This window comes from Pseudomonas sp. CFBP13508, from assembly GCF_005233515.1.
GTDB classification, from domain to species: domain Bacteria; phylum Pseudomonadota; class Gammaproteobacteria; order Pseudomonadales; family Pseudomonadaceae; genus Aquipseudomonas; species Aquipseudomonas mercuritolerans.
In genome coordinates, this window is sequence record NZ_QFZZ01000002.1 from 290669 (window position 1) to 311629 (window position 20961).

11 protein-coding genes and 1 riboswitch are annotated in these 20961 nt (G+C 61.2%); of the genes, 2 read left to right on the forward strand and 9 right to left on the reverse strand.

Features of this window, described 5'->3' with window-relative positions; genetic code table 11:
- Positions 1-12: 12 nt before the first annotated feature.
- On the reverse strand, positions 13-2628 hold the full coding sequence (gene alaS / locus PspCFBP13508_RS05855) for an alanine--tRNA ligase (protein WP_137213943.1): 2616 nt from the start codon (positions 2626-2628) through the stop codon (positions 13-15).
- Positions 2629-2774: 146 nt separating this feature from the next.
- Complete coding sequence (gene ltaE, locus PspCFBP13508_RS05860) at positions 2775-3779, reverse strand: low-specificity L-threonine aldolase (RefSeq protein ID WP_137213944.1); 1005 nt, start codon at positions 3777-3779, stop codon at positions 2775-2777.
- A gap of 277 nt (positions 3780-4056) precedes the next feature.
- Positions 4057-4229, forward strand: a riboswitch (FMN riboswitch).
- A gap of 103 nt (positions 4230-4332) precedes the next feature.
- Here ltaE and PspCFBP13508_RS05865 point away from each other — a divergent pair.
- Positions 4333-4842, forward strand: a complete 510-nt coding sequence (locus PspCFBP13508_RS05865; RefSeq protein ID WP_137213945.1) for a 6,7-dimethyl-8-ribityllumazine synthase — start codon at positions 4333-4335, stop codon at positions 4840-4842.
- Between the two features lie 152 nt (positions 4843-4994).
- Here the strand turns inward: PspCFBP13508_RS05865 and astE are convergent, their stop codons facing one another.
- The 7 genes from astE to PspCFBP13508_RS05900 all read right to left on the reverse strand — a co-directional run bounded on the left by astE (position 4995) and on the right by PspCFBP13508_RS05900 (position 12876).
- Positions 4995-6002 carry a succinylglutamate desuccinylase gene (astE, locus tag PspCFBP13508_RS05870; RefSeq protein ID WP_130912330.1) on the reverse strand — a complete coding sequence of 336 codons (1008 nt, stop codon included), beginning with the start codon at positions 6000-6002 and terminating at the stop codon, positions 4995-4997.
- A gap of 12 nt (positions 6003-6014) precedes the next feature.
- Positions 6015-6305, reverse strand: a complete 291-nt coding sequence (locus tag PspCFBP13508_RS05875) for a hypothetical protein (protein ID WP_016773591.1) — start codon at positions 6303-6305, stop codon at positions 6015-6017.
- A gap of 57 nt (positions 6306-6362) precedes the next feature.
- The gene (gene astB / locus PspCFBP13508_RS05880) at positions 6363-7709 is read right to left on the reverse strand and encodes an N-succinylarginine dihydrolase (protein WP_130912331.1); all 1347 of its coding nucleotides are present in this window, start codon (positions 7707-7709) and stop codon (positions 6363-6365) included.
- A 138-nt stretch (positions 7710-7847) separates the two neighbouring features.
- On the reverse strand, positions 7848-9317 hold the full coding sequence (gene astD / locus PspCFBP13508_RS05885) for a succinylglutamate-semialdehyde dehydrogenase (protein WP_178084477.1): 1470 nt from the start codon (positions 9315-9317) through the stop codon (positions 7848-7850).
- On the reverse strand, positions 9314-10339 hold the full coding sequence (gene astA / locus PspCFBP13508_RS05890; RefSeq protein WP_024014014.1) for an arginine N-succinyltransferase: 1026 nt from the start codon (positions 10337-10339) through the stop codon (positions 9314-9316). The genes astD and astA overlap by 4 nt, the downstream gene beginning before the upstream one ends.
- A gap of 51 nt (positions 10340-10390) precedes the next feature.
- Positions 10391-11410 (reverse strand): arginine/ornithine succinyltransferase subunit alpha, encoded by a 1020-nt coding sequence (gene aruF, locus PspCFBP13508_RS05895; RefSeq protein WP_024014015.1) that lies wholly within the window; start codon positions 11408-11410, stop codon positions 10391-10393.
- Positions 11411-11655: 245 nt separating this feature from the next.
- Positions 11656-12876 carry an aspartate aminotransferase family protein gene (locus tag PspCFBP13508_RS05900; RefSeq protein WP_137213947.1) on the reverse strand — a complete coding sequence of 407 codons (1221 nt, stop codon included), beginning with the start codon at positions 12874-12876 and terminating at the stop codon, positions 11656-11658.
- A 303-nt stretch (positions 12877-13179) separates the two neighbouring features.
- Between PspCFBP13508_RS05900 and PspCFBP13508_RS05905 the strand changes: the two genes are divergently transcribed.
- Positions 13180-20961, forward strand: coding sequence for a DUF6543 domain-containing protein (locus tag PspCFBP13508_RS05905; RefSeq protein WP_137213948.1), 7782 nt, complete (start codon positions 13180-13182; stop codon positions 20959-20961).

The window sequence follows — 20961 nt, forward strand, 5'->3', positions numbered from 1 at the left end:
CGGCGAGCCGTCTTATAAAGCCTGCTCGACGAATGGAACGGTCAGCGCCAGTGCGCCATCCAGCGCAGCGGCATCGACACCGCCGCCCTGCGCCATGTCCGGACGACCACCGCCCTTCCCGCCCACTGCCGCAGCAGCCTGTTTCATCAAATCACCGGCTTTGAGTTGGCCAGTCAGGTCCTTGGTTACACCTGCAACCAGTACGACCTTTTCCTCATGGACACCGCCGAGCAGGATCACTGCGCGGCCGAGTTTGTTTTTCAGCTGATCGACCAGCGCCAGCAGCGCCTTGCCATCCTGACCGTCCAGACGGGCGGCCAGCACCTTCACGTCCTTGACGTCCATTGCCGAGGCCGACAGATCGTCGCCCGCCGCGCTGGCTGCCTTGGCCTGCAACTGCTCGAGTTGTTTCTCCAGCAGACGGTTGCGCTCCAGTACCGCCGAGAGCTTGTCGATCAGGTTGTCGCGGCTGCCCTTGACCAGGCTGGCCGCTTCCTTGAGTTGTTCTTCCGCCGCGTTCAAGTAGGCCAGCGCCGCAGCACCGGTGACTGCCTCGATACGACGCACGCCCGATGCCACACCGCCTTCGCTGATGATTTTCAGCAGGCCGATGTCGCCGGTACGGTTGGCGTGGATACCGCCACACAGTTCAACTGAGAAGTCGCCCATGCTCAGCACGCGCACGCTGTCGCCGTACTTCTCGCCGAACAGCGCCATGGCGCCTTTGTTCTTCGCGGTTTCGATGTCGGTTTCTTCGGTTTCAACGGCGGAGTTCTTGCGAATCTCGGCGTTGACGATGTCTTCCAGCTGCTTGATCTGCTCAGGCTTGATCGCTTCGAAGTGGCTGAAGTCGAAACGCAGGCGCTGACTGTCGACCAACGAACCTTTCTGCTGCACATGCTCGCCGAGCACCTGACGCAACGCGGCGTGCAGCAAGTGCGTAGCCGAGTGGTTCAGCGCGGTGGCGTGACGCACTTCGGCGTCGACGTGGGTTTCCACCGGTGCGCCAATGGTCAGACTGCCCGCGGCCAGCACGCCGTGGTGGAGGAATGCGCCGCCGGTCTTGGTGGTGTCGCGCACGTCGAAGCGGCTGCTGCCGGCCTGAATGAAACCGCAGTCGCCGATCTGGCCACCGGATTCGGCGTAGAACGGCGTCTGGTTGAGCACGATCACGCCTTCCTGACCTTCGCTCAGCACGTCGACCGACTGGCCATCCTTATAGATGGCAACGATTTTCGCCGAGCCGCTGGTGGCGGCGTAACCGGTGAACTCGGTGGCCACGTCGACCTTGACCAGGGTGTTGTAGTCCAGACCGAACGAGCTGGCCGAACGCGCGCGAACACGCTGCGCTTCCATCTCGCGCTCGAAACCGGCTTCGTCGACGGTCAGGCCGCGCTCGCGGGCGATGTCGGCGGTCAGGTCCATCGGGAAACCGTAGGTGTCGTAGAGTTTGAACACCACGTCGCCTGGCACCACGGTGCCTTTGAGCTCGGCCAGATCCTGCTCGAGGATTTTCAGGCCGTGCTCCAGGGTCTTGGAGAACTGCTCTTCTTCAGCCTTGAGCACGCGCTCGATGTTGCTTTGCTGCTTCTGCAGTTCCGGGAAGGCTTCGCCCATCTCGGCGACCAGCGCCGCGACGATCTTGTAGAAGAAGCTGCCGGTAGCGCCGAGCTTGTTGCCGTGACGGCAGGCGCGACGGATGATCCGGCGCAGCACGTAACCGCGACCTTCGTTGGAAGGCAGCACGCCATCGGCAATCAGGAAACCGCAGGAACGAATGTGGTCGGAGACGACTTTGAGCGACGACTGATCGCCGTTTTCGCAGCCGATCGCTTCAGCCGAAGCCTTGAGCAGATTCTTGAACAGGTCGATGTCGTAGTTGGAGTTGACGTGCTGCATCACCGCACTGATCCGCTCCAGGCCCATGCCGGTGTCCACCGACGGCGCTGGCAACGGATGCAACACGCCGTCGGCGGTGCGGTTGAACTGCATGAACACGTTGTTCCAGATTTCGATGTAGCGGTCGCCATCTTCTTCCGGCGAGCCCGGCGGGCCGCCCCAGATGTGCTCGCCGTGGTCGTAGAAAATCTCGGTGCACGGGCCGCACGGGCCGGTATCGCCCATGGTCCAGAAGTTGTCGGAAGCGTAAGGCGCGCCCTTGTTGTCGCCGATGCGGATCATGCGCTCGGCGGGCACACCGATTTTCTGTGTCCAGATGTCATACGCTTCGTCGTCGGTGGCGTAGACAGTGACCCAGAGCTTTTCCTTCGGCAGCTTGAGCACGCCAGTCAGGAAGGTCCAGGCGAAGGTGATCGCGTCGTGCTTGAAGTAGTCGCCGAAGCTGAAGTTACCGAGCATTTCGAAGAACGTGTGGTGACGCGCGGTATAACCGACGTTTTCCAGGTCACTGTTCTTGCCGCCGGCGCGCACGCATTTCTGGCTGCTGGTGGCACGGGTGTACGCACGTTTTTCCTGGCCCAGGAAGCAGTCCTTGAACTGGTTCATCCCCGCGTTGGTGAACAGCAGGGTTGGGTCGTTGCCCGGAATCAAAGAGCTGGAGGCTACACGGGTGTGGCCTTGCTCTTCGAAGAAGCGAAGGAAGGCTTCACGGATTTCTGCGCTTTTCATTAGGTTCTTCCACGGAGGCTGCGGCCAAAGGCCTGTTCGAAACGTCATGAGACGAAGCGACGGCAAAGGGCCGCATTATATCGGCCCTGCGCGCGGGGTACAGCGTGTTTATACGATAGAAACGGTCAATTGGACGGCTGACGCTGTCACTTGCGTGAAAACTCGACGAATGTCGCGATCACTTGTTCGATTTGCGCGCGGCTGACGTCCATGTGCGTGACCATGCGCAAGCGCGCGGCGGCGCTGAGCCTGATTCCGCGTTCGCCGGCAAAGTCCTTGAGTGCTGCGGCCTTGTCGCCCATTTGCACATACACCATGTTGGTTTGCACGGGTTCGACGACGAAACCGGCCTCACGCAGACCCTCGGCGAGCAACTGGGCGTTGGCGTGGTCGTCGGCCAGCCGTTCGACGTGATGATCCAGCGCGTACAAGCCAGCCGCCGCCAGCAACCCGGCCTGACGCATGCCGCCGCCGACCATTTTGCGCAAACGCCGCGCCTTGCCGATCAGTTGCTCGGAGCCGCACAGCACCGAGCCGACCGGCGCGCCGAGGCCTTTGGACAGGCACACCGACACCGAATCGAAATGCTGAGTGATTTCCCGGGCATCGACGCCAAGCCTGACCGCCGCGTTGTACAACCGCGCGCCGTCCAAGTGCAATAGCAGGCCATGCTCTTGAGTAAAGCGTCGGGCTCGGGCCAGATACTCCAGCGGCAGCACCTTGCCCTGCATAGTGTTTTCCAGCGCCAGCAAACGGCTGCGGGCGAAATGGAAATCGTCCGGCTTGATCGCCGCCGCGACCTGATCCAGATCCAGTGAACCGTCGGCCTGCACTTCCAGCGGCTGCGGCTGAATCGAACCGAGCACCGCCGCCCCGCCACCTTCGTACTTATAGGTGTGCGCCTGCTGACCAACGATGTACTCGTCGCCCCGCTCGCAGTGCGCCATCAGGCCGAGCAGGTTGCTCATGGTCCCGGTCGGCACGAATAGCGCGGCGGCAAAGCCCAGGCGTTTGGCCAGTTCGGCCTCGAGGTGATTGACCGTCGGATCTTCGCCATACACGTCGTCTCCGGTGTCCGCTGCGGTCATCGCCTCGAGCATGGCGGGAGTCGGTTGGGTGACGGTGTCGCTGCGAAGATCGATAACACTCATGAACCTGGCCTCTGGTCAGCAGGGGGAATCCCTTTGTGAAGTGGGATTACTGCGGTCATCGCGCAGATTAATCAACCCTCGACCGAGCAAAAATCCCATTCTTTCTCGAGGAGACAAAGCCCATGTGGGAGCGAGCCTGCTCGCGAAAGCGCAGTAACAGTCAGCATATTCGTTGAATGTGAAGGCGCTTTCGCGAGCAGGCTCGCTCCAACAGTGTCATGTGCATGGCCGGGAAATATGTGTTACAAACTTGCCGCCGCCCGCCTATGGGCGGCACAAACGTTCTCAGGGCGGGGTGCAATTCCCCACCGGCGGTAATTGCGCGCAATGCGCATAGCCCGCGAGCGCTTGGCGTTGCACACGACTTGAGTCGGGGTGCGTCGGCAAGGTCAGCAGACCCGGTGTGATCCCGGGGCCGACGGTCATAGTCCGGATGAAGAGAGAACGGGATCGACGCCAAAGGGCCGTCCGCGTGCATCCGTGCCTGCGTTCGCACCCTTGCATCCCTTTCGATTCATAACGCCCTGTTTTTCACACAAACAGGAGTCAGAACATGCAACCCACCGCTATCGACAGCAAAAGCAAACATCCACAGGGCGAGCGCGTCGCGTTCATCCAGGCCTGCTGGCACAAGGAAATCGTCGACCAGAGCCGTAAAGGCTTCGTCGCTGAAATGCTGGTGCAGGGCTATCAGGAATCGGACATCGATTTCTTCGAAGTCGGCGGCGCCTTTGAGATGCCGCTGCACGCCAAGCTGCTGGCCAAATCCGGCCGTTACACCGGCATCGTCGCCGCCGCCCTGGTGGTGGACGGCGGCATTTACCGTCACGAGTTCGTTGCGCAATCGGTGGTCAGCGGCCTGATGCAGGTGCAGCTGGAAACCGAAGTGCCGGTGTTCTCGGTGTCGCTGACCCCGCATCACTTCCATTCGGGCGAAGAGCATCAGAAGTTCTTCTTCGAGCACTTTGTGCACAAGGGTCAGGAAGCAGCGCGGACTTGCGCGGACACGCTGCAGAAAGTTCGTGCGCTGCGTCGTACAGAGCCGCGTGCGGTAGCCGTGTAACGTCGAGTGAGTTTTTGACCTCACTCAAATCAAATGTGGGAGCGAGCCTGCTCGCGAAGAGGGACTGCCAGCCGACGACAAGTTGACTGGTAGACCGCTTTCGCGAGCAGGCTCGCTCCCACATTGGTTTTGTGCCGATTCAGATGTCGCTATCAGGCGAGGTTTTCGTCAGTGGCCGGGACGATCAGGATGCCGGCGCGCAGGCCGTTCTTGACCTTGGGGTTGGGGAAGATGATCCGCGCGCCCTGCTCTTCGATCACCCAGCGGGTATTGGCCAGGTCTTCGGCCAGCACATAACCCGGTTCCAGCTCGGAAAAGTTCTCGATGTCCGCCGGCAGGTTCAGGCGGAACGCGTCGCTGTGCTTGATGATTTCCCGCGCCACGCTGAACAACTGCAAGCCGTCCAGCCCTTCTTCTGTCTCCGGCTCAGTGCCTTCGATGATCTGCTTCAGACGGGTTTCCAGCAGTGAAACGTTAACGCCGTCGTTCTGCCCGAACGGCCGCGCCTTGCCCAGTTCCAGGGTGAAAGCCTCGGCGTCGAGTTTGTCGTAGGTGTACGAACTGAAGACGATGGATGGCTTGTTCTGCAACAGCACTGCTTCCATGCCGGCGGCGCGCAGGCGCGCCAGTTCGCGACGGGAATGCTGGCGCCCTTCCTTCCACGGGTACAAGGCGAACTGTTCGATTTTCGAGCCACGAATCGCCGTGTGCAGGTCGTAGTGCAGACGCTGGCGATCGGGCTTGCTGAAGAAACTCGCCGCCAGCCGTTCCAGCTCACAGGCGCGCAACGCTTCCGAGCCGCTGCTTTGTTCGTGGCGGCCGTTGAACAGCCGATTGACATCCTGCTCGACGAAACGCTCGCCCTTGCGGATCGCTTCCGGGTTGCCGAACAGGAACAGAATGCGTGCGCGCGGCTTGAGATCGCCGCGTGCAATGTCGTGCAGCAACCGATCGAGCAACTCGATCGGTGCGGTTTCATTGCCATGGATGCCTGCCGACAGCAGCAGGTCGAGGCCATTGTCGCGCGCTTCCGGGGGCCGGACTTCCAGCGCCCCTTCGCTCAACCAGCGCATGCGCACGCCTTCGACAGTCAGTTGAGTCTTCTCCGCCGGTTCGCGGCCGGCGAGGGTCAGTTCAAGCAGTTTGCCGAGGGCGAGCATAGAGCGGTTTCCTTAGTGGTCGTGGTTGCAATCCGGGCCGTGTACGTGATCCTCGTCAGCGCCGAGGTCAGCCGGTTCCATTTCCAGTTGCAGACTTACCAGATTAGTCGCCAATGGGCGCAGCAGCAGGTTGGCGTACTCTTCGTCACCTTCCTCGACGTCCACGCCGATCAGCAGCTGGCCACGGCCGTCCTGCTGGATCCACAGCTCTTTGCCTTGCCACATCACCGCGACGCGGGTGCACGAGGTTTGCAATTGCGTGCCGTCGGTGTCTTCAAGGATCAGCTGCAGGGAATCGCTCATGTTTTTACTCTCTTGGGGTGACACGCCGCGCGCCGCGTTCAGGCAGCGCGCCGGCGATCAATTGATCTGGAAGGGATAAACCGCGCCCAGTTTAAGGATTTGCGTCAGTTCATCCAGTGCCGTCCGGCATTCAAGCAGCAACTGCGGGTCCGCCAGATCGGTTTCGCTCAGGCGGTCGCGGTAGTGCTTTTCAACCCATGCGGTCAACGAACCGTATAACGGGGCCGTCATGATAACGCCTGGGTTGACCGCCGCCAGTTCGGTTTCATTCAGCGCCACACGTAGACGCAGGCACGCCGGGCCACCGCCGTTCTGCATGCTCTGCTTGAGATCGAAGACCTTCACTTCGCGGATCAGCCCGCCGGAACTGGTCAGGCTTTGCAGATAAGCCCAAACGCGTTCGTTGGCCTGGCATTCCTGCGGCACGATCAGCAGCATCGAACCATCGGCACGCGACAGCAACTGGCTGTTGAACAGGTAGGAACGCACCGCGTCATCGACGCTGACTGCCGAACGCGGCACACACACCGACTGGAAGTTGCCACCAACCTTGGCCAGCTTGCCTTGCAGTTCGGCGAGCATCTTGTCGGTCTCGAGGAACGCGTCCTCGTGATAGAACAGCACTTCACCGTTGCCCACGGCGATCACGTCGTTGTGGAACACGCCCTGATCGATGACGTTGGGATTCTGCTGCGCATAGACCACGCCTTCGTCACGCAGACCGTGCAGACGCGCCACGGCTTGCGAGGCTTCGAGGGTCTGGCGTGCAGGGTATTTCTGCGGCGCCGGGAAACGGTTGTCGAACGCACTGCGGCCGAACACGAAAAACTCGACGCCCGCCTCGCCGTACTCACGGCAGAAACGCGTGTGGTTGGCCGCGCCTTCGTCGCCGAACTGCGCCACTGCCGGCAATGCGGCGTGATGGGCGAAGTGCTGTTGATTGGCGAACATCGCCCCGAGCACGCGGCTGGTGGTCGGGTGTTCGATGCTGCGGTGATATTTGCAATTGAGGTTGGCAGCGGTGAAGTGCACGCGGCCGTCAGCGGTGTCGGCACTCGGGCTGACCGTGGCGGCGTTGGCCACCCACATGCTCGACGCCGAGCAACTGGCGACCAGCAGCGGCATCGCTTCTTTGGCGGCGCGTTCGATCACTTGCGCGTCAGTGCCGCTGAAGCCCAGACGGCGCAGCGCGGCCACGTCGGGACGTTCCTGCGGAGCCAGCACGCCTTGCTGAAAGCCCATGTCCATCAGCGCTTTCATCTTCGCCAGACCTTGCAGCGCCGCTTCCTTCGGATTCGAGGATTGCTGACTGTTGCTCTGCGAGGCGACGTTGCCGTAGGACAGACCACCGTAGTTATGGGTCGGCCCCACTAGACCGTCAAAATTGACTTCATAGGATTTCATCAGCGAGGCTCCACGAGAATCTGTTGTTATAGGCTTCAGTAACTATTCTTTAAGACCGAGGCGCGGCCTTCGCGAGCAGGCTCGCTCCCACACTGGAATGCATTTCCCTGTGGGAGCGAGCCTGCTCGCGAATGGGCGCTACGCCATTTTCACGCCAGGCGTCAGGGCCGATGGCAACACCAGGCTCGGGGTTTCCAGCGAGGCCACCGGGTACGCGCAGTAATCCGCTGCGTAATAGGCGCTGGCCCGGTGGTTGCCCGAGGCGCCGACGCCGCCGAATGGCGCGCTGCTCGCGGCGCCGGTCAGCTGTTTGTTCCAGTTGACGATGCCGGCGCGGCTTTCCAGCCAGAACTGCTGGTAACGCGCTTCGGAATCGGAGAGCAAACCGGCGGCCAGTCCATAAGCGGTGTTGTTGGCTTCAGTGATCGCCGCGCCGAAATCGGCATAGCGGATCACTTGCAGCAGCGGCCCGAACAGTTCTTCGTCCGGACGCTCGGCCACGGCCGTCACATCGACAATGCCCGGGGTCAGCAAAGCCGATTGCGCTTGCGGCTGAGTCATTTCCAGCAACGCCACCGCGCCGTTGGCCAGCAGTTGTTCCTGCGCATCCATCAAGGCTTTGGCCGCGCCGAGGGAAATCACCGAGCCCATGAACGGTGCCGGTTGCTGATCGAAGGCACCGACTTCAATGGTCGAACTGACTTCAACCAGACGCTTGAGCAGGCTGTCGCCCCACGCGCCTTGCGGCACCAGCAGACGGCGGGCGCAGGTGCAGCGCTGGCCGGCAGAGATGAATGCCGACTGAATGATCGTGTACACCGCCGCGTCCAGATCAGCGACCTGATCGACCACCAGCGGGTTATTGCCGCCCATCTCCAGCGCAAGAATCTTGTCCGGGCGACCGGCGAATTGCTGGTGCAGGTGATTGCCGGTGCGGCTGGAACCGGTGAAGAACAGACCGTCGATACCCGCGTTCGCCGCCAGCGCGATACCGGTTTCCCGCGCGCCTTGCAGCAGGTTCAACACGCCTGCCGGCAAACCGGCTTCGATCCAGCACTTGACCGTCAACTCGGCGACTTTCGGCGTCAGTTCGCTGGGTTTGAACAACACACTGTTACCGGCCAGCAGCGCCGGGACGATATGACCGTTAGGCAGGTGACCGGGGAAGTTGTAAGGGCCGAACACCGCAACCACGCCGTGGGGCTTGTGGCGCAACACGGCGGTGGCGTCGCCCAACGGGCCGCTCTTCTCACCGGTGCGCTCGCGGTAGCTCTGCACCGAAATCGCGATCTTGTTGACCATGCTGGTGACTTCGGTCGCGGACTCCCACAGCGGCTTACCGGTTTCTTCGCCGATGGTGCGAGCCAGTTCGTCAGCGTGGTTTTTCAACGCAGCAGCAAAAGCTTCGAGGACGCTGATGCGCTCCTCGAGGGTGCGACGTGCCCACTGAGGAAATGCCTGGCGAGCAGCCTGAACCGCCGATTCGACCTGCGCGGCAGTGGCGCCCTCGCCCGCCCACAGCACTTGCTGGGTCACCGGGTTCAGCGATTGAAAGGCCTCGCCCTGACCGGCCAGCCACTCACCTGCGATGTATAGCGAATTCATTATTTCGACTCCCGTGCAGCGGACAGCGCCACGGCGCGAACCTGATCGCCGGCGCTGAGTTGAAGACGTTTCGCGGTCTGTGGATCGACCACCAGGGTGCCCGCAGCCAGACGCGCTGGCGCAGCCGTGATGCGGCAATCCTCGCGCTTGCGGTTGTGGATGATGAACGGCGTGGCGTCATCGCCCGGCGTGCCGACGGCCAGCACCAGCGCTTCGCTGTCACGCACCGCGCGGATCTTGCTGGTTTCGCATTCGATGGCAGGGCCGGCGTCGAAGATGTCGACGTAACCCTGATAGCTGAAGCCTTCGCTCTTGAGCATCGCCAGTGCCGGTTCGGTGTCCGGGTGCACCTGGCCGATGACGTTGCGCGCGTCCGGCGAAAGGAAGCAGGTGTACAGCGGGAATTTCGGCATCAGTTCGGCGATGAACGCCTTGTTGCCGACGCCGGTCAGGTAATCGGCCTGGCTGAATTCCATCTTGAAGAAGTGTCGCCCCAGGCTTTCCCAGAACGGCGAGCGCCCGGCGTCGTCGGACACACCGCGCATTTCGGCGATGATCTTGTTGCCGAACAGCTCCGGGAACTCGGCGATGAACAGCATGCGCGCCTTGGACAGCATCCGGCCGTTGAGGCCGTTGCGGTAATCGGCGTGGAGGAACAGCGAGCACAGCTCGGAATTGCCGGTCAGGTCGTTGGCCAGAAACAGCGTCGGAATTTCGCGGTAGATGTTCAGCTCTTGCGAAGCGCTGACGGTCAGACCGACGCGGAAGTTGTACCAGGGCTCGCGCAGGCCGACCGCACCGGCGATGGCGGAAATGCCCACCACGCGGCCGTCATCGTCTTCGAGCACGAACAGATAGTCGGCATCGCCACGCCCGGCTTCGCCGCGAAAGGTCTTCTCGGCCCAGCCGACCCGGTGGGTCAGGCGCTCTTCGTTGGCCGGCAAGGTAGTCAGGCCGGTGCCGGTGCTGCGGGCCAGGTCGATCAGCGCGGATAAATCGCTGCTGCGTACGGGACGAACAATCATGCTATCTCCTCAAACGGGCCGCTCGCGCCACCCGTGAAACTCGCTAAGGCGTTAAACCGCCACCAGGCGCACGCTGGCACCTTCACCGACGCCCAGGGCTTCGGCTGCTTCCATATCCAGCGTCACCGGTTTGCCCGGCGCGTAATCCAGCTCCAGCAACACCGCGCGGTAATCCTGCAACTGTGCGTTGGCCACCAGGTACTGGCGTCCGGCGCCTTTGACCGGCTCGCCGATCTTCACCGGCACCACGCGGCTCTGGGCGATCGAACGGATCCCGGAAACCCGCGCATGCAGGGTCGGGCCGCCGTCGAAGATGTCGATGTAGTGATCGGTCTCGAAGCCTTCGCGCATCAGGATGTCGAAGGTGATCTGCGCCCGTGGGTGCACCTGGCCCATCGCCTCTTGGGCGGAATCCGGCAGCAGCGGCACGTAGATCGGGTAATGCGGCATCAGTTCGGCGAGGAAGGTGCGGCTTTTCAGCCCGCACAGGCGCTCGGCTTCGGCGTAGTTGAGGTCGAAGAAGTTGCGCCCGATCGCATCCCAGAACGGCGAGTCGCCATTCTCGTCGCTGTAACCGACGATCTCGGTCACCACCGAATCGGCAAAACGCTCCGGGTGGCTGGCGACGAACAGCAGGCGGCCACGGGAATTGAGTTCGGCCCACGGCGATCCGACCAGTTCGCGCTGCACGTAGAAACTGGTCAGCAAGCTGTTGCCCGTCAGGTCGTGGCACTGCGAAAGCACGTGGATCTTGTTGTGGATCTTCAGCTCGCGGGAGGCGTGGACGAAAGTCTCGTTGCGGAAGCTGTAGAACGGCTCCGAATAACCGGCGGAAGCGACGATGGCCGAGCAGCCGACCAGTTTGCCGGTGCTCGAGTCTTCGAGGACAAAGAAGTAACTCTCTTCACCGTTGAAGCTCACTTCGGCGGCGAACGAAGCTTCGCTCGCGGCGATCTTGTCGCTCAGACGTTCCACGTCATCCGGCAAGGAAGTGACACCAATCGGGCTGTCCGCAGCCAGACGCTGTACCTCGCCCAGATCAGCCATTTGCGCGGGGCGCATCACCAGCATGGTGTCACTCCTTTCTCTTCAATATTCACAGAAAAAACCGGGCCCACATAAAGATCGATGCAGGAATGGGACTTGTGGCGAGGGATTTATCCCCGCTGGGGGGCGAAGCACCCCCAAAAATATGGGGCCGCTGCGCAGCCCATCGGGGATAAATCCCCTCACCACAGGTTCAATCCAACAGGTGAATGTGCCCGGTATCAAAAATTGGTTCGGCGCCGGAAAAACTCCAGGCGCCGAAAGGTCCATCAGGCTTGCGTCAACTTCGCCGCAGCACGTTCGAAGCGGTCGAGACCTGCGTCGATATCGGCATCTTCCACCACCAGGCTCGGGGCGAAACGGATCACGTCCGGGCCGGCCTGGAGAATCATCAGGCCTTCCTGCTCGGCGGCGTTGAAGATGTCCTTGGCCTTGCCTTTCCAGACGTCGCTCAGCACGCAACCGATCAGCAGACCGAGACCGCGTACCTGAGTGAACAGGCCGTATTTCTCGCCGATCTGTTGCAGGCGGGTCTTGAACTTGTCGTGCTTGGCGTTCACGCCGTTCAACACTTCAGGGGTGTTGACCACGTCGATCACCGCTTCGGCAACGGCGCAGGCCAGCGGGTTGCCGCCGTAAGTGGTGCCGTGGGTGCCGACGACCAGATGTTTGGCCAGCGCTTCGGTGGTCATCATCGCCGCGATCGGGAAACCGCCCCCCAGGCTCTTGGCGCTGGTGAGGATGTCCGGCGTCACGCCGTAATGCTGGTAAGCGAACAGCTTGCCGCTGCGGCCCATGCCGGTCTGCACTTCGTCGAACACCAGCAGCGCGTTGTTCGCGTCGCACAGTTCGCGGGCACCTTGCAGGTAAGCCAGCTCGGCCGGCAGTACGCCGCCCTCGCCCTGGATCGGCTCGAGCACGACCGCGCAGGTCTTCTCGGACACCGCGGCTTTCAGTGCGGCCAGATCGTTGTAGGGAACGTGGGTGATGCCAGTGATTTTCGGGCCGAAACCGTCGGAATACTTCGACTGGCCACCGACGTTGACGGTGAACAGGGTACGGCCGTGGAAGCTGTTCAGCGCGGCGATGATTTCGTATTTCTCGGTGCCGAAACGGTCGAATGCGACACGACGGGCCAGCTTGAACGCGGCCTCGTTGGCTTCGGCGCCGGAGTTGCAGAAGAACACACGCTCGGCAAACGTGGCGTCGATCAGCTTGTGCGCCAGACGCAGGGCCGGTTCGTTGGTGAACACGTTGGACACGTGCCACAGCTTGTTCGCCTGTTCGGTCAACGCACCGACCAGCGCCGGATGCGCGTGGCCCAATACGTTGACGGCAATCCCGCCGGCGAAGTCGATCAGCTCGCGGCCGGCCTGATCCCAGACCCGGGAACCGGCGCCACGCACCGGAATGAAAGCGGCAGGCGCGTAGTTGGGAACCATTACCTGGTCGAAATCGGCGCGTTGTACCGCAGCGTGCTCAACGGACATCGGAGTCTCCTGAAGAGGAACACCCGCCTGGAACTGGCGAGCGATGAGGGGATTGTAAGGACAGTTGGGTGCCCGGCCTTGTCGCCAAGCGACAACTTCTTATAGCGCAAACCCCGGATTTTCCCGGGTTTACGGCAATGCGACATATAGCGTCGCAAAGGCGCAGTTTACCGGGCGCGGCCGATTTGCGGCAGGCCGCGCAGAATACCAAGTCAGCCTCGCGGCAGAGACATAAATATGTACCGCACGAGGTGCGCTGGCTGCTGATTTGCTGAGGGCTCTTCCCAACGCCAAGGAATGGCCATGCACCTGTCTGAAGGACACCCACCGGCAACCCCGACTGTCGCCAACGACGCGCGACATCCCGCTGAGCATTACCAACCGCTGAAAAAGGCGATCCCCGACTGGCTGGGCGACATCTCGGCCACACGGCGAGACGCACTGAAGAAGAGCGTCCCGCAACTGCCCGAACCGCTCAAGACCGCTCCAGCCGAGCAGCATGCGCAGATGAAAAGTCTGAATGCCGCGCACATCAGTGCCCAGAGTGAAGTGGATAAAAGCCTGGAGCATTTGCAGGACGCGGCAGCGTTCGCCGAGCCCCTGCTCAAGGCAGAACTGAAACGCGCTTTCGATCTGGATCTGGATGTCAGAAACACCTATGTGCGTTTGTACATCCCTGCCACCACTCCCTGGTTCCCTATCAAGACCGGCGCAAGGGTGTGGAGCATTTCGCTGCTCGACGCCGCATTGCATAACTTTGAAGACAAGGAAACCCGCACCGACGCCTTCGAAGCCGAGTCAACTTTCACCACGCCACCGACCACGACGGGACAGTTCGACACCTTGCCCGCGATCAAATCAACGATGAGCATCGCCGCGTTCACCCAGTTGTGTCGCCGACTGGATGTCGGCGCGAAGTATCAAGCCAGCCTGGAAGAAAATCTCGGCTACTCCGATCCCATGATCGCCTCGGTATTGCGCAGCAAGCTGGACGCCAGCGAGAAGGCTGCCATGAAAGCCTCTTTGCAATGGGCACGGATGAACCGCGATGTGTCGGAGAACGCAGTGCGCCTGGTCGAGGCCCTGCTCGATGGCATGAAAGGCATCTACATCCATGGTGCGCCCTTGTTGTGCCATGACGTGACGATGCTCTGCGCGCCACTGACCGGCATCGTTGTCTTCGGGCCGGACTTGACCGTGTCGCGAACCAACGCGCGGATCGTGGCCTATGTGCCGGACGATCCCGAGCACCCGTTCAAGGAATATGCCTCGCCGCTGGAAATGGTCGTTGAACTGACGCGCCAGTTGCGCTCCAAGGAGTACCAGCGGTTCTTCAGCCGCTTCGTCAATCATGAACAGCGCGGATTTTTCTTCGGCACCCTCAACAGCCGCCTCAGCGAAATCAAGTGGCATCCCCACGAACCCGGCAGCTCCCTGCCGGCCTGGCGCGAGGCGCCTGTGGAGCGACCCGATCTGCAGACTGCGCTGGTGCCGTTTCAGGACGACCTGTGGCAGCACCTCTATCAGACGAAACTGAACAAGATTTTCAATGACGGCCGCAGCATCGCCGTGCCCACCGCAGCAGTCGACCAGAAGGCACGCTGGGCGTTCTGGGACTCGGTGGTCGACATCATTTCCACGATCGCCCAGACCGCCGCACTGATCGTCGCCCCCTTCGTACCGGTGTTGGGCGAAGTCATGATGGGGTACATGGCTTACCAGATGCTCGACGAAGCGTTCGAAGGCATCATCGAATGGGCGCAGGGCCGCACCACCGAAGCCTTCGAACATCTGATGGGCACCGTGGAATCGCTGATCCAGTTGGGCATGTTTGCGGTTGGAGGTGCGATTGCCTCGGCTGAGTTTCGCAACGTCTTGCCCAAGGAAGTCGTAGCGTTTATCGACCGTTTCAAACCGGTAAAACTCGCCAATGGTGAAACCCGCTACTGGCAACCCGATCTCGAGCGCTACGAATACCCGGCCCGGCCCGAACCGGATTCGCAACCGACCGCACTGGGCCTGCATCCACATCAGGACAAACAGTTGCTGCCTCTCGAAGATGCGCATTTTTCCGTGCAGGAACACACAGTGCCCGGCCAGTACCGCATCGAACATCCGACTCGCCCCGACGCTTATCAGCCTGTGGTACGGCACAACGGCGACGGGGCCTGGCACACCGAGCTCGAACGCCCCGTGGAATGGGACGGCGAGACCGCACTGCGGCGCATCGGCCCGGCGGTAGAGAGCTTTACCCCGGCCGAGCGCAAAACCATTCTTCAGGTCAGCGGCAGCAGCGAAGATGCCGTGCGCAAAATGCATGTGAATCAGGAGAAAGTCCCGCCGCTGCTGGCCGACAGCATCCAGCGCTTCAAGCTTGACCAGCAGTTGCAGCGCTTCATCGATCAACTCGACAGCGACGTTGCGCAAGAATTTCTGCGCGCCGACCAGGTCACTCAACTGCAATTGCTCAGCGAACATGGCCGCTGGCCGAGCAACCAGCGCCTGCGCCTGATCGATCGCAAGGGCGAGCTGCTCTGGCAGTCCAGCGCAGACGAAAGCCTGCCGTTGACGGAGTTGCGTCAGGACCAATTGATCGGCGGCGACCTGCTCAAAAGCCTGCTTTCGGTTCTCGATCAAGCACAGATCAAGGCACTGCTCGCCGAACCCTTCACCGCGACACCGCCACTGGACGTGCGCTGCCAGACCCTGCGCAAGCAAGTGGTCGAGCTCGCCAGAACGCACCGAAGCACACTGTTCGAATCCCGCTATCGAGCCTTGCAGCACCTCGACGATCCGCTGGCGCAACAGCTCAAGACTCACAACCCCGAATTACCAGCGAGCGTCACCCGCGAGCTGCTCGACACTGCCACAGGGGGTGAACTGCTACAGATCAGCGATGGACAGCTGCCACCGCGCCAACAGGAACTGATGCAATTGGCCAGCCAGGAAGTGCGCATCACCCGGGCCTACGAGGGGCTCGAACTGGACTCGGTGAAAAATTCCGATTCCGACTCGCTGTCGCTGCACAGCCTGAAATTCCTGCCGGGCTGGAGCGGCGATGTGCGGATCGAAATCCGCGACGGTCGCTACGAGGGTCCGGTGGTCGACAGCATCGGGCGCGAGGACGCGCCTGAACAAAAGGTACTGGTCAGGCGCGATGACGGGCGCTATCAGCCCTTCGACGACCGCGGCCAGGCACTGCACTCATTCGGCGATTTCCATTCCAGCCTGTTGTACGCATTGCCCGACAGTGAGCGCAGCAGTCTCAATATCAGGGTGGGCCAGGGCAACGTGCTGAAAGCCGCCATCCGCGAACGCGCCATGGAACGTGAAGAGCTGCGCGTCGTGCTACAGGAGACGCCGATTCGGCCACCGGTCTTCGATACGCTAAGGCTGCTGGGCAGCGACGGTTATTCCCGAGTTGAACAAAGCGATGAGGAAATTCTGGAAGGCTACCGGCAGGACATCCGCGCGCTTTACCCGAAGCTGACCGACCTGCAGATCAGCACAGTGGAGCAGAACATGCGCGCCAGTCCGCTGGGCCAGCGCGCTGAGATCCAGCGGCTGCAGGATGAATACCTGCAATTACAGAACGAGCTGCATGTCTGGGCCAACAACCCGCCCCTCAGTCATCCCGATACCGGCATTGCACTCACCCCGGTGCAGAAACGCGCGGAGATCCAGAACCGACGATTGCTCAGGGAAGAAATCCTCAAAGGCTGGCGTCGGGAGTACCCTACCGACCTCGATGATTACGCCATGGCATCAGGTCACGCCATGAAGCTTGTGCACCCGATCATCGGCGACCTGCCCACGCTGTCGGCTGACCTCAGGCATATCACCACCCTGATCCTTGATGGCGGCGCCACGCCGGGCTCACTGGACAGTTTTCTGCGACAGTTTCCGCGATTACGGATTCTCGATGCACAAAACCTGAGGCTGCCGTCGCTGCCTCAGGCACTCACACACATGCCTTATCTGCGCGAACTGAAAATGCGCAAATGCGGGCTGAGCCTTACGATCACCACGCAGGCTGTGCTCGCCTCCATGCCACAGCTGACCATCCTCGATCTGCAGGGCAACGCCCTTGGTTTGCCACCCGACCTGCACGCGTTGCCCTCGTTGCGTTACGTCAATTTGTCGCGGACCGGCATACATAGTCTGCCAGATGACCTGTTGGATCATCCTCGACTGAGTTCCGGCCAGTTCGATGGCAATCGCCTGACAGCGGTGCCCGAAGGGTTCTTCAATTTGCCCCCCTCCTTGAGCGATAACTTCACCTTCGCTGACAACCCGCTGACCCCAGCGGCGCGCGAACGCGTGAAAAACTTCCATGAATATTCCGGCCGACACTTCGACATTCGTCCGGAGAGCGCAGATCTGCAGCGCACCATCGCACTGTTCCCTGACCTCAACGAGGAGCAAGCCACCAAAGTGTTCTACCGCTTGCCCGGAACACTGACTGAGGCCCGTGTCCAGTTGGCGCTCTGGGAAGCCGAGGTCAGCCAGTTGAACCTGGAACTCAGCCAATGGATCAACCAGGCGGCCACGTTTCACCCTGAAACAGGTGAACGCCTGCCGATCGCCGAACAGACGCGTGAGCTGGATGCCAGGCGGAGCTTCGCGCAACAACTTGAGCAGTTCTGGCGCAGCAGATCCGTGTCCACTCGCGAGGGCAGTCTTGAGGCCAGCGCTGCGTTCAGTGGTGACATGCCCGTGCTCAGCGCAAACTTCGAGCACGTTTACGATATGACCCTGACTGGCAATCGGCAGATTTCGGCGATCGCGCCGTTTCTGGAGTGCTTCCCCCAACTGACCAGGCTCAAGCTGAACAACTTCGAACTCGAACCGAAGGCGTTGCCGATGAATACGCTGACTCGTCTGTTCGAACTGCAGATGAAAAACTGCGGCGTGCTGTTGACTCCGGAGAATCAGGCGGCGCTGCTGTCTTTCGACCATCTGCACCAACTGGATCTGAGCGATAACCCGTTGGGAACCTTCCCCGACCTCAACCTGTTGCCCCGGCTGTGGGACATTGACCTGTCCAACAGCGGCCTCAGCGTTGTCCCGGATGGACTGGCCAGCCACCCGAATCTGCGCTCCGCAATTCTGTCCGGCAATCGCATCACGCAATTACCGGACGCCCTGTTCGATCTGCCTGCCGAGCGCAGCGGCAGCATTGATCTTTCCGACAATCCCTTGTCGACCGAGGCGCGCGACAACGTCCAGACCTACTATCGCAGCCATCGCAAGGACTTCCATGTCATGGCCGCCGACGAGGACATTGGCCTGGCGCAGGAATTGTTCACCAATCTCGATCAGCAGAAGGCCAGCGGCATGATCTACGATCTGCCGGGCAATCTGGCCGACAGCCGCGCACAACTGCTTCGCTGGAAAGCGGAGCTGGCGCAGATGCAACTGGATCTCGAGCGCTGGGTGCAGGAAACGCCGTCCACGCATCCGGTCACAGGCCGTGAGCTTTCGGAAATGGAGCAGGCGCAACAGCATTCGGCACGGACCGCATTCAAGCAAGACCTGGAGGCTTTCTGGCGCCAGCGGTCCAAAGTGGACGGCAAGCGCAGCACGGCCCTTGTGACCGATCTGAAATTCGTCGGCCAGATGCCTCGCCTGAACGTCGACTTCAGCCATGTCTCAACCCTGAAGCTGACGGGCAATGCAGCGATCACCGGCATAGACACGTTCGTGGAGTCCTTTGCCGAGCTGCGGGTGCTGCAAATGAAGAAATTCGCGCTGAATGAAATTCCGCCCTTCATCGCCAACCTGAACAATATCGAACAGCTGCGCCTGGACGGCTGCGCCATCAACTACACCTCCGCCGGACATGATGTGCTCGTGTCGCTGAGCAAGCTCAAGCGTCTGGACCTGAGCAACAATCCACTGACCGTGACACCCGATCTACAGACGATGCCGGCATTGCAGGACGCTTTTCTGACCCGTTGCAATCTCTCGTCTCTGCCCGAAGGTATTGCCGAACACCCGGCTTTGCAGTCCCTGTATCTCAACGACAACAAGATCACACAGTTGCCGGAAGCATTGTTCAGCGCAAATCCGAATCGCACCGCCGGCGTGCGGCTGGCCGGCAATCCGCTGTCTCTGGCTGCTCGCGAGCGAATCAAGACCTACCATGCCGAACACAATCGCCACTTCGGCATACTGCCCGCCCCGAATGACGTTGCGATGGCGCGCAGAGTGTTCCCGCACTTGAGAGACGATATGGCCATCGACATGATCTATCGCCTCCCCGGCACATTGCAGGCAGGTACGGCGCAACTGATGAGCTGGGATGCCGAAGTGACCCGACTGCTCAGCGACCTCGAAGCGTGGCAGCAGCGCGTACCGAGTCATGATCCGACAACGGGCCAACTCTGGACCGCGCAGCAAAGAGCAGCGCAACTTGAGGCGCGAAACCAGTTCAGCGAAAGTCTTGAGGATCTCTGGCGCGGCAGTCGTATCGACATGCCGGATCTGCGCCTGGAAGTCTTGACTACCGAGGCTCCATTCGTCGGCGAACTGCCACAACTGAGCGCCGATTTCAGCCAGATCACGCACCTGAAAATCCAGGGCAATCCACAGCTGAGTATTGCCGATGGCTTTCTCGATTGCTTCACTGGGCTGGAGGGACTGGAATTGCCTGGTTTCGCACTGGGCCGAATCCCGCAAGCGCTGGAGCGCATGCCTTCGCTTGAAACGCTCATGCTCAGCCGATGCAATATCACCCTCGATACTGCCGGACAAGCCACGTTGTCGACCCTGAGTCGCCTGACGGCGCTGGATCTGTTCGGTAATCCGCTGGGCCAGACGCCCGATGTATCGACGCTTGCCAACCTGACCTTCATCGATCTGATCCGCACGGGAATCGAGCGTGTGCCCGCCGGGCTGGATCGACCTGCGCGCCTGAAAACGGCGCTGCTGGGCGAAAACAACATCATCGGATTACCTGAGGATCTCACGGTTTTCGCCAACCGCGGCGTGGATCTGGCTGCCAATCCACTGTCTGCCACCTCGCGCGAACAGATCAAGGCGTGCTACCTGCTCAAGGACGACAATTTCGGTGTCTGGGCCGAACAGGCGGATCTCGATCTGGCCCAGACGCTGTACCCGGGGTTGACTGCCTTCGATGCCAATGACCTGGTCTATCGCCTGCCCGGTTCAATGGCGGACGGACGCAGCGAACTGCTGCGTCGGCAGACCGAGCTCACCTCGTTACTCGGCAGTCTTGATGCCTGGGTCAATGCAACGCCCACTGATTCGGTTAACCAGGGCGTGCCGGAAAATGAAGCGTGGCGCGAGCAAGTCGTCCAGCGCCAACGCTTCAAGGACAACCTGGAAAAACGCCTGCGGCACTTCCCGGTCAACCCCATGGACGGCGAGTTCGTCTGCGACCTTTCGTTCACCGGCGAGCTGCCGCCGCTGTCTGGGCGTTTCGATTACATCGACCAATTGCGGCTGACCAGCACGGCGAGCACTCCTCCTCCCGTCGATCGCTTGCTGGAGCTGTTTCCCCGGCTCAGGGTGCTGGATATCCGCAATTACCCGTTACGTCGGGTTCCTGCGCCGGTCTTTGGCCTCGAAACCCTGAGTAGCCTGAACCTCTCGGGCTGTGAGATCGCAATGACTGCCCGCACGGCAGAGGCTTTCGCACCGCTGAAAAATCTCGGTTCTCTGGATTTGAGTAACAACCCACTGGGGCACAGCCCCGATCTGATCCACTTTCCCGACCTTCAGTTGCTGGACCTGAGCAACACCGGCCTGACCATGCCGCCCGCTGGCTTGTTCCGGCTGACTCAGTTGCGCAAGGCTGACCTGTCCAACAACAGAATCAGGGCGTTGCCGTCCGGGTTTCCGTCCCGTCCCGACATCATGATGACCGAGTACGATTTCAGCGCAAATCCGCTGCAAGCGGAAAGTCAGCAACGTCTGGACAGGTACAACACGGCCCTTGGCGCGCACGACATCGAGACGCGGGCATCGAGTACTCCCGCCTGGAATGAATTTGACGATTTCATGGATTCGGATTTTTCCGATGGCGAGGAGCGACCGTTACCGCCGAGCGACCCTGACTGA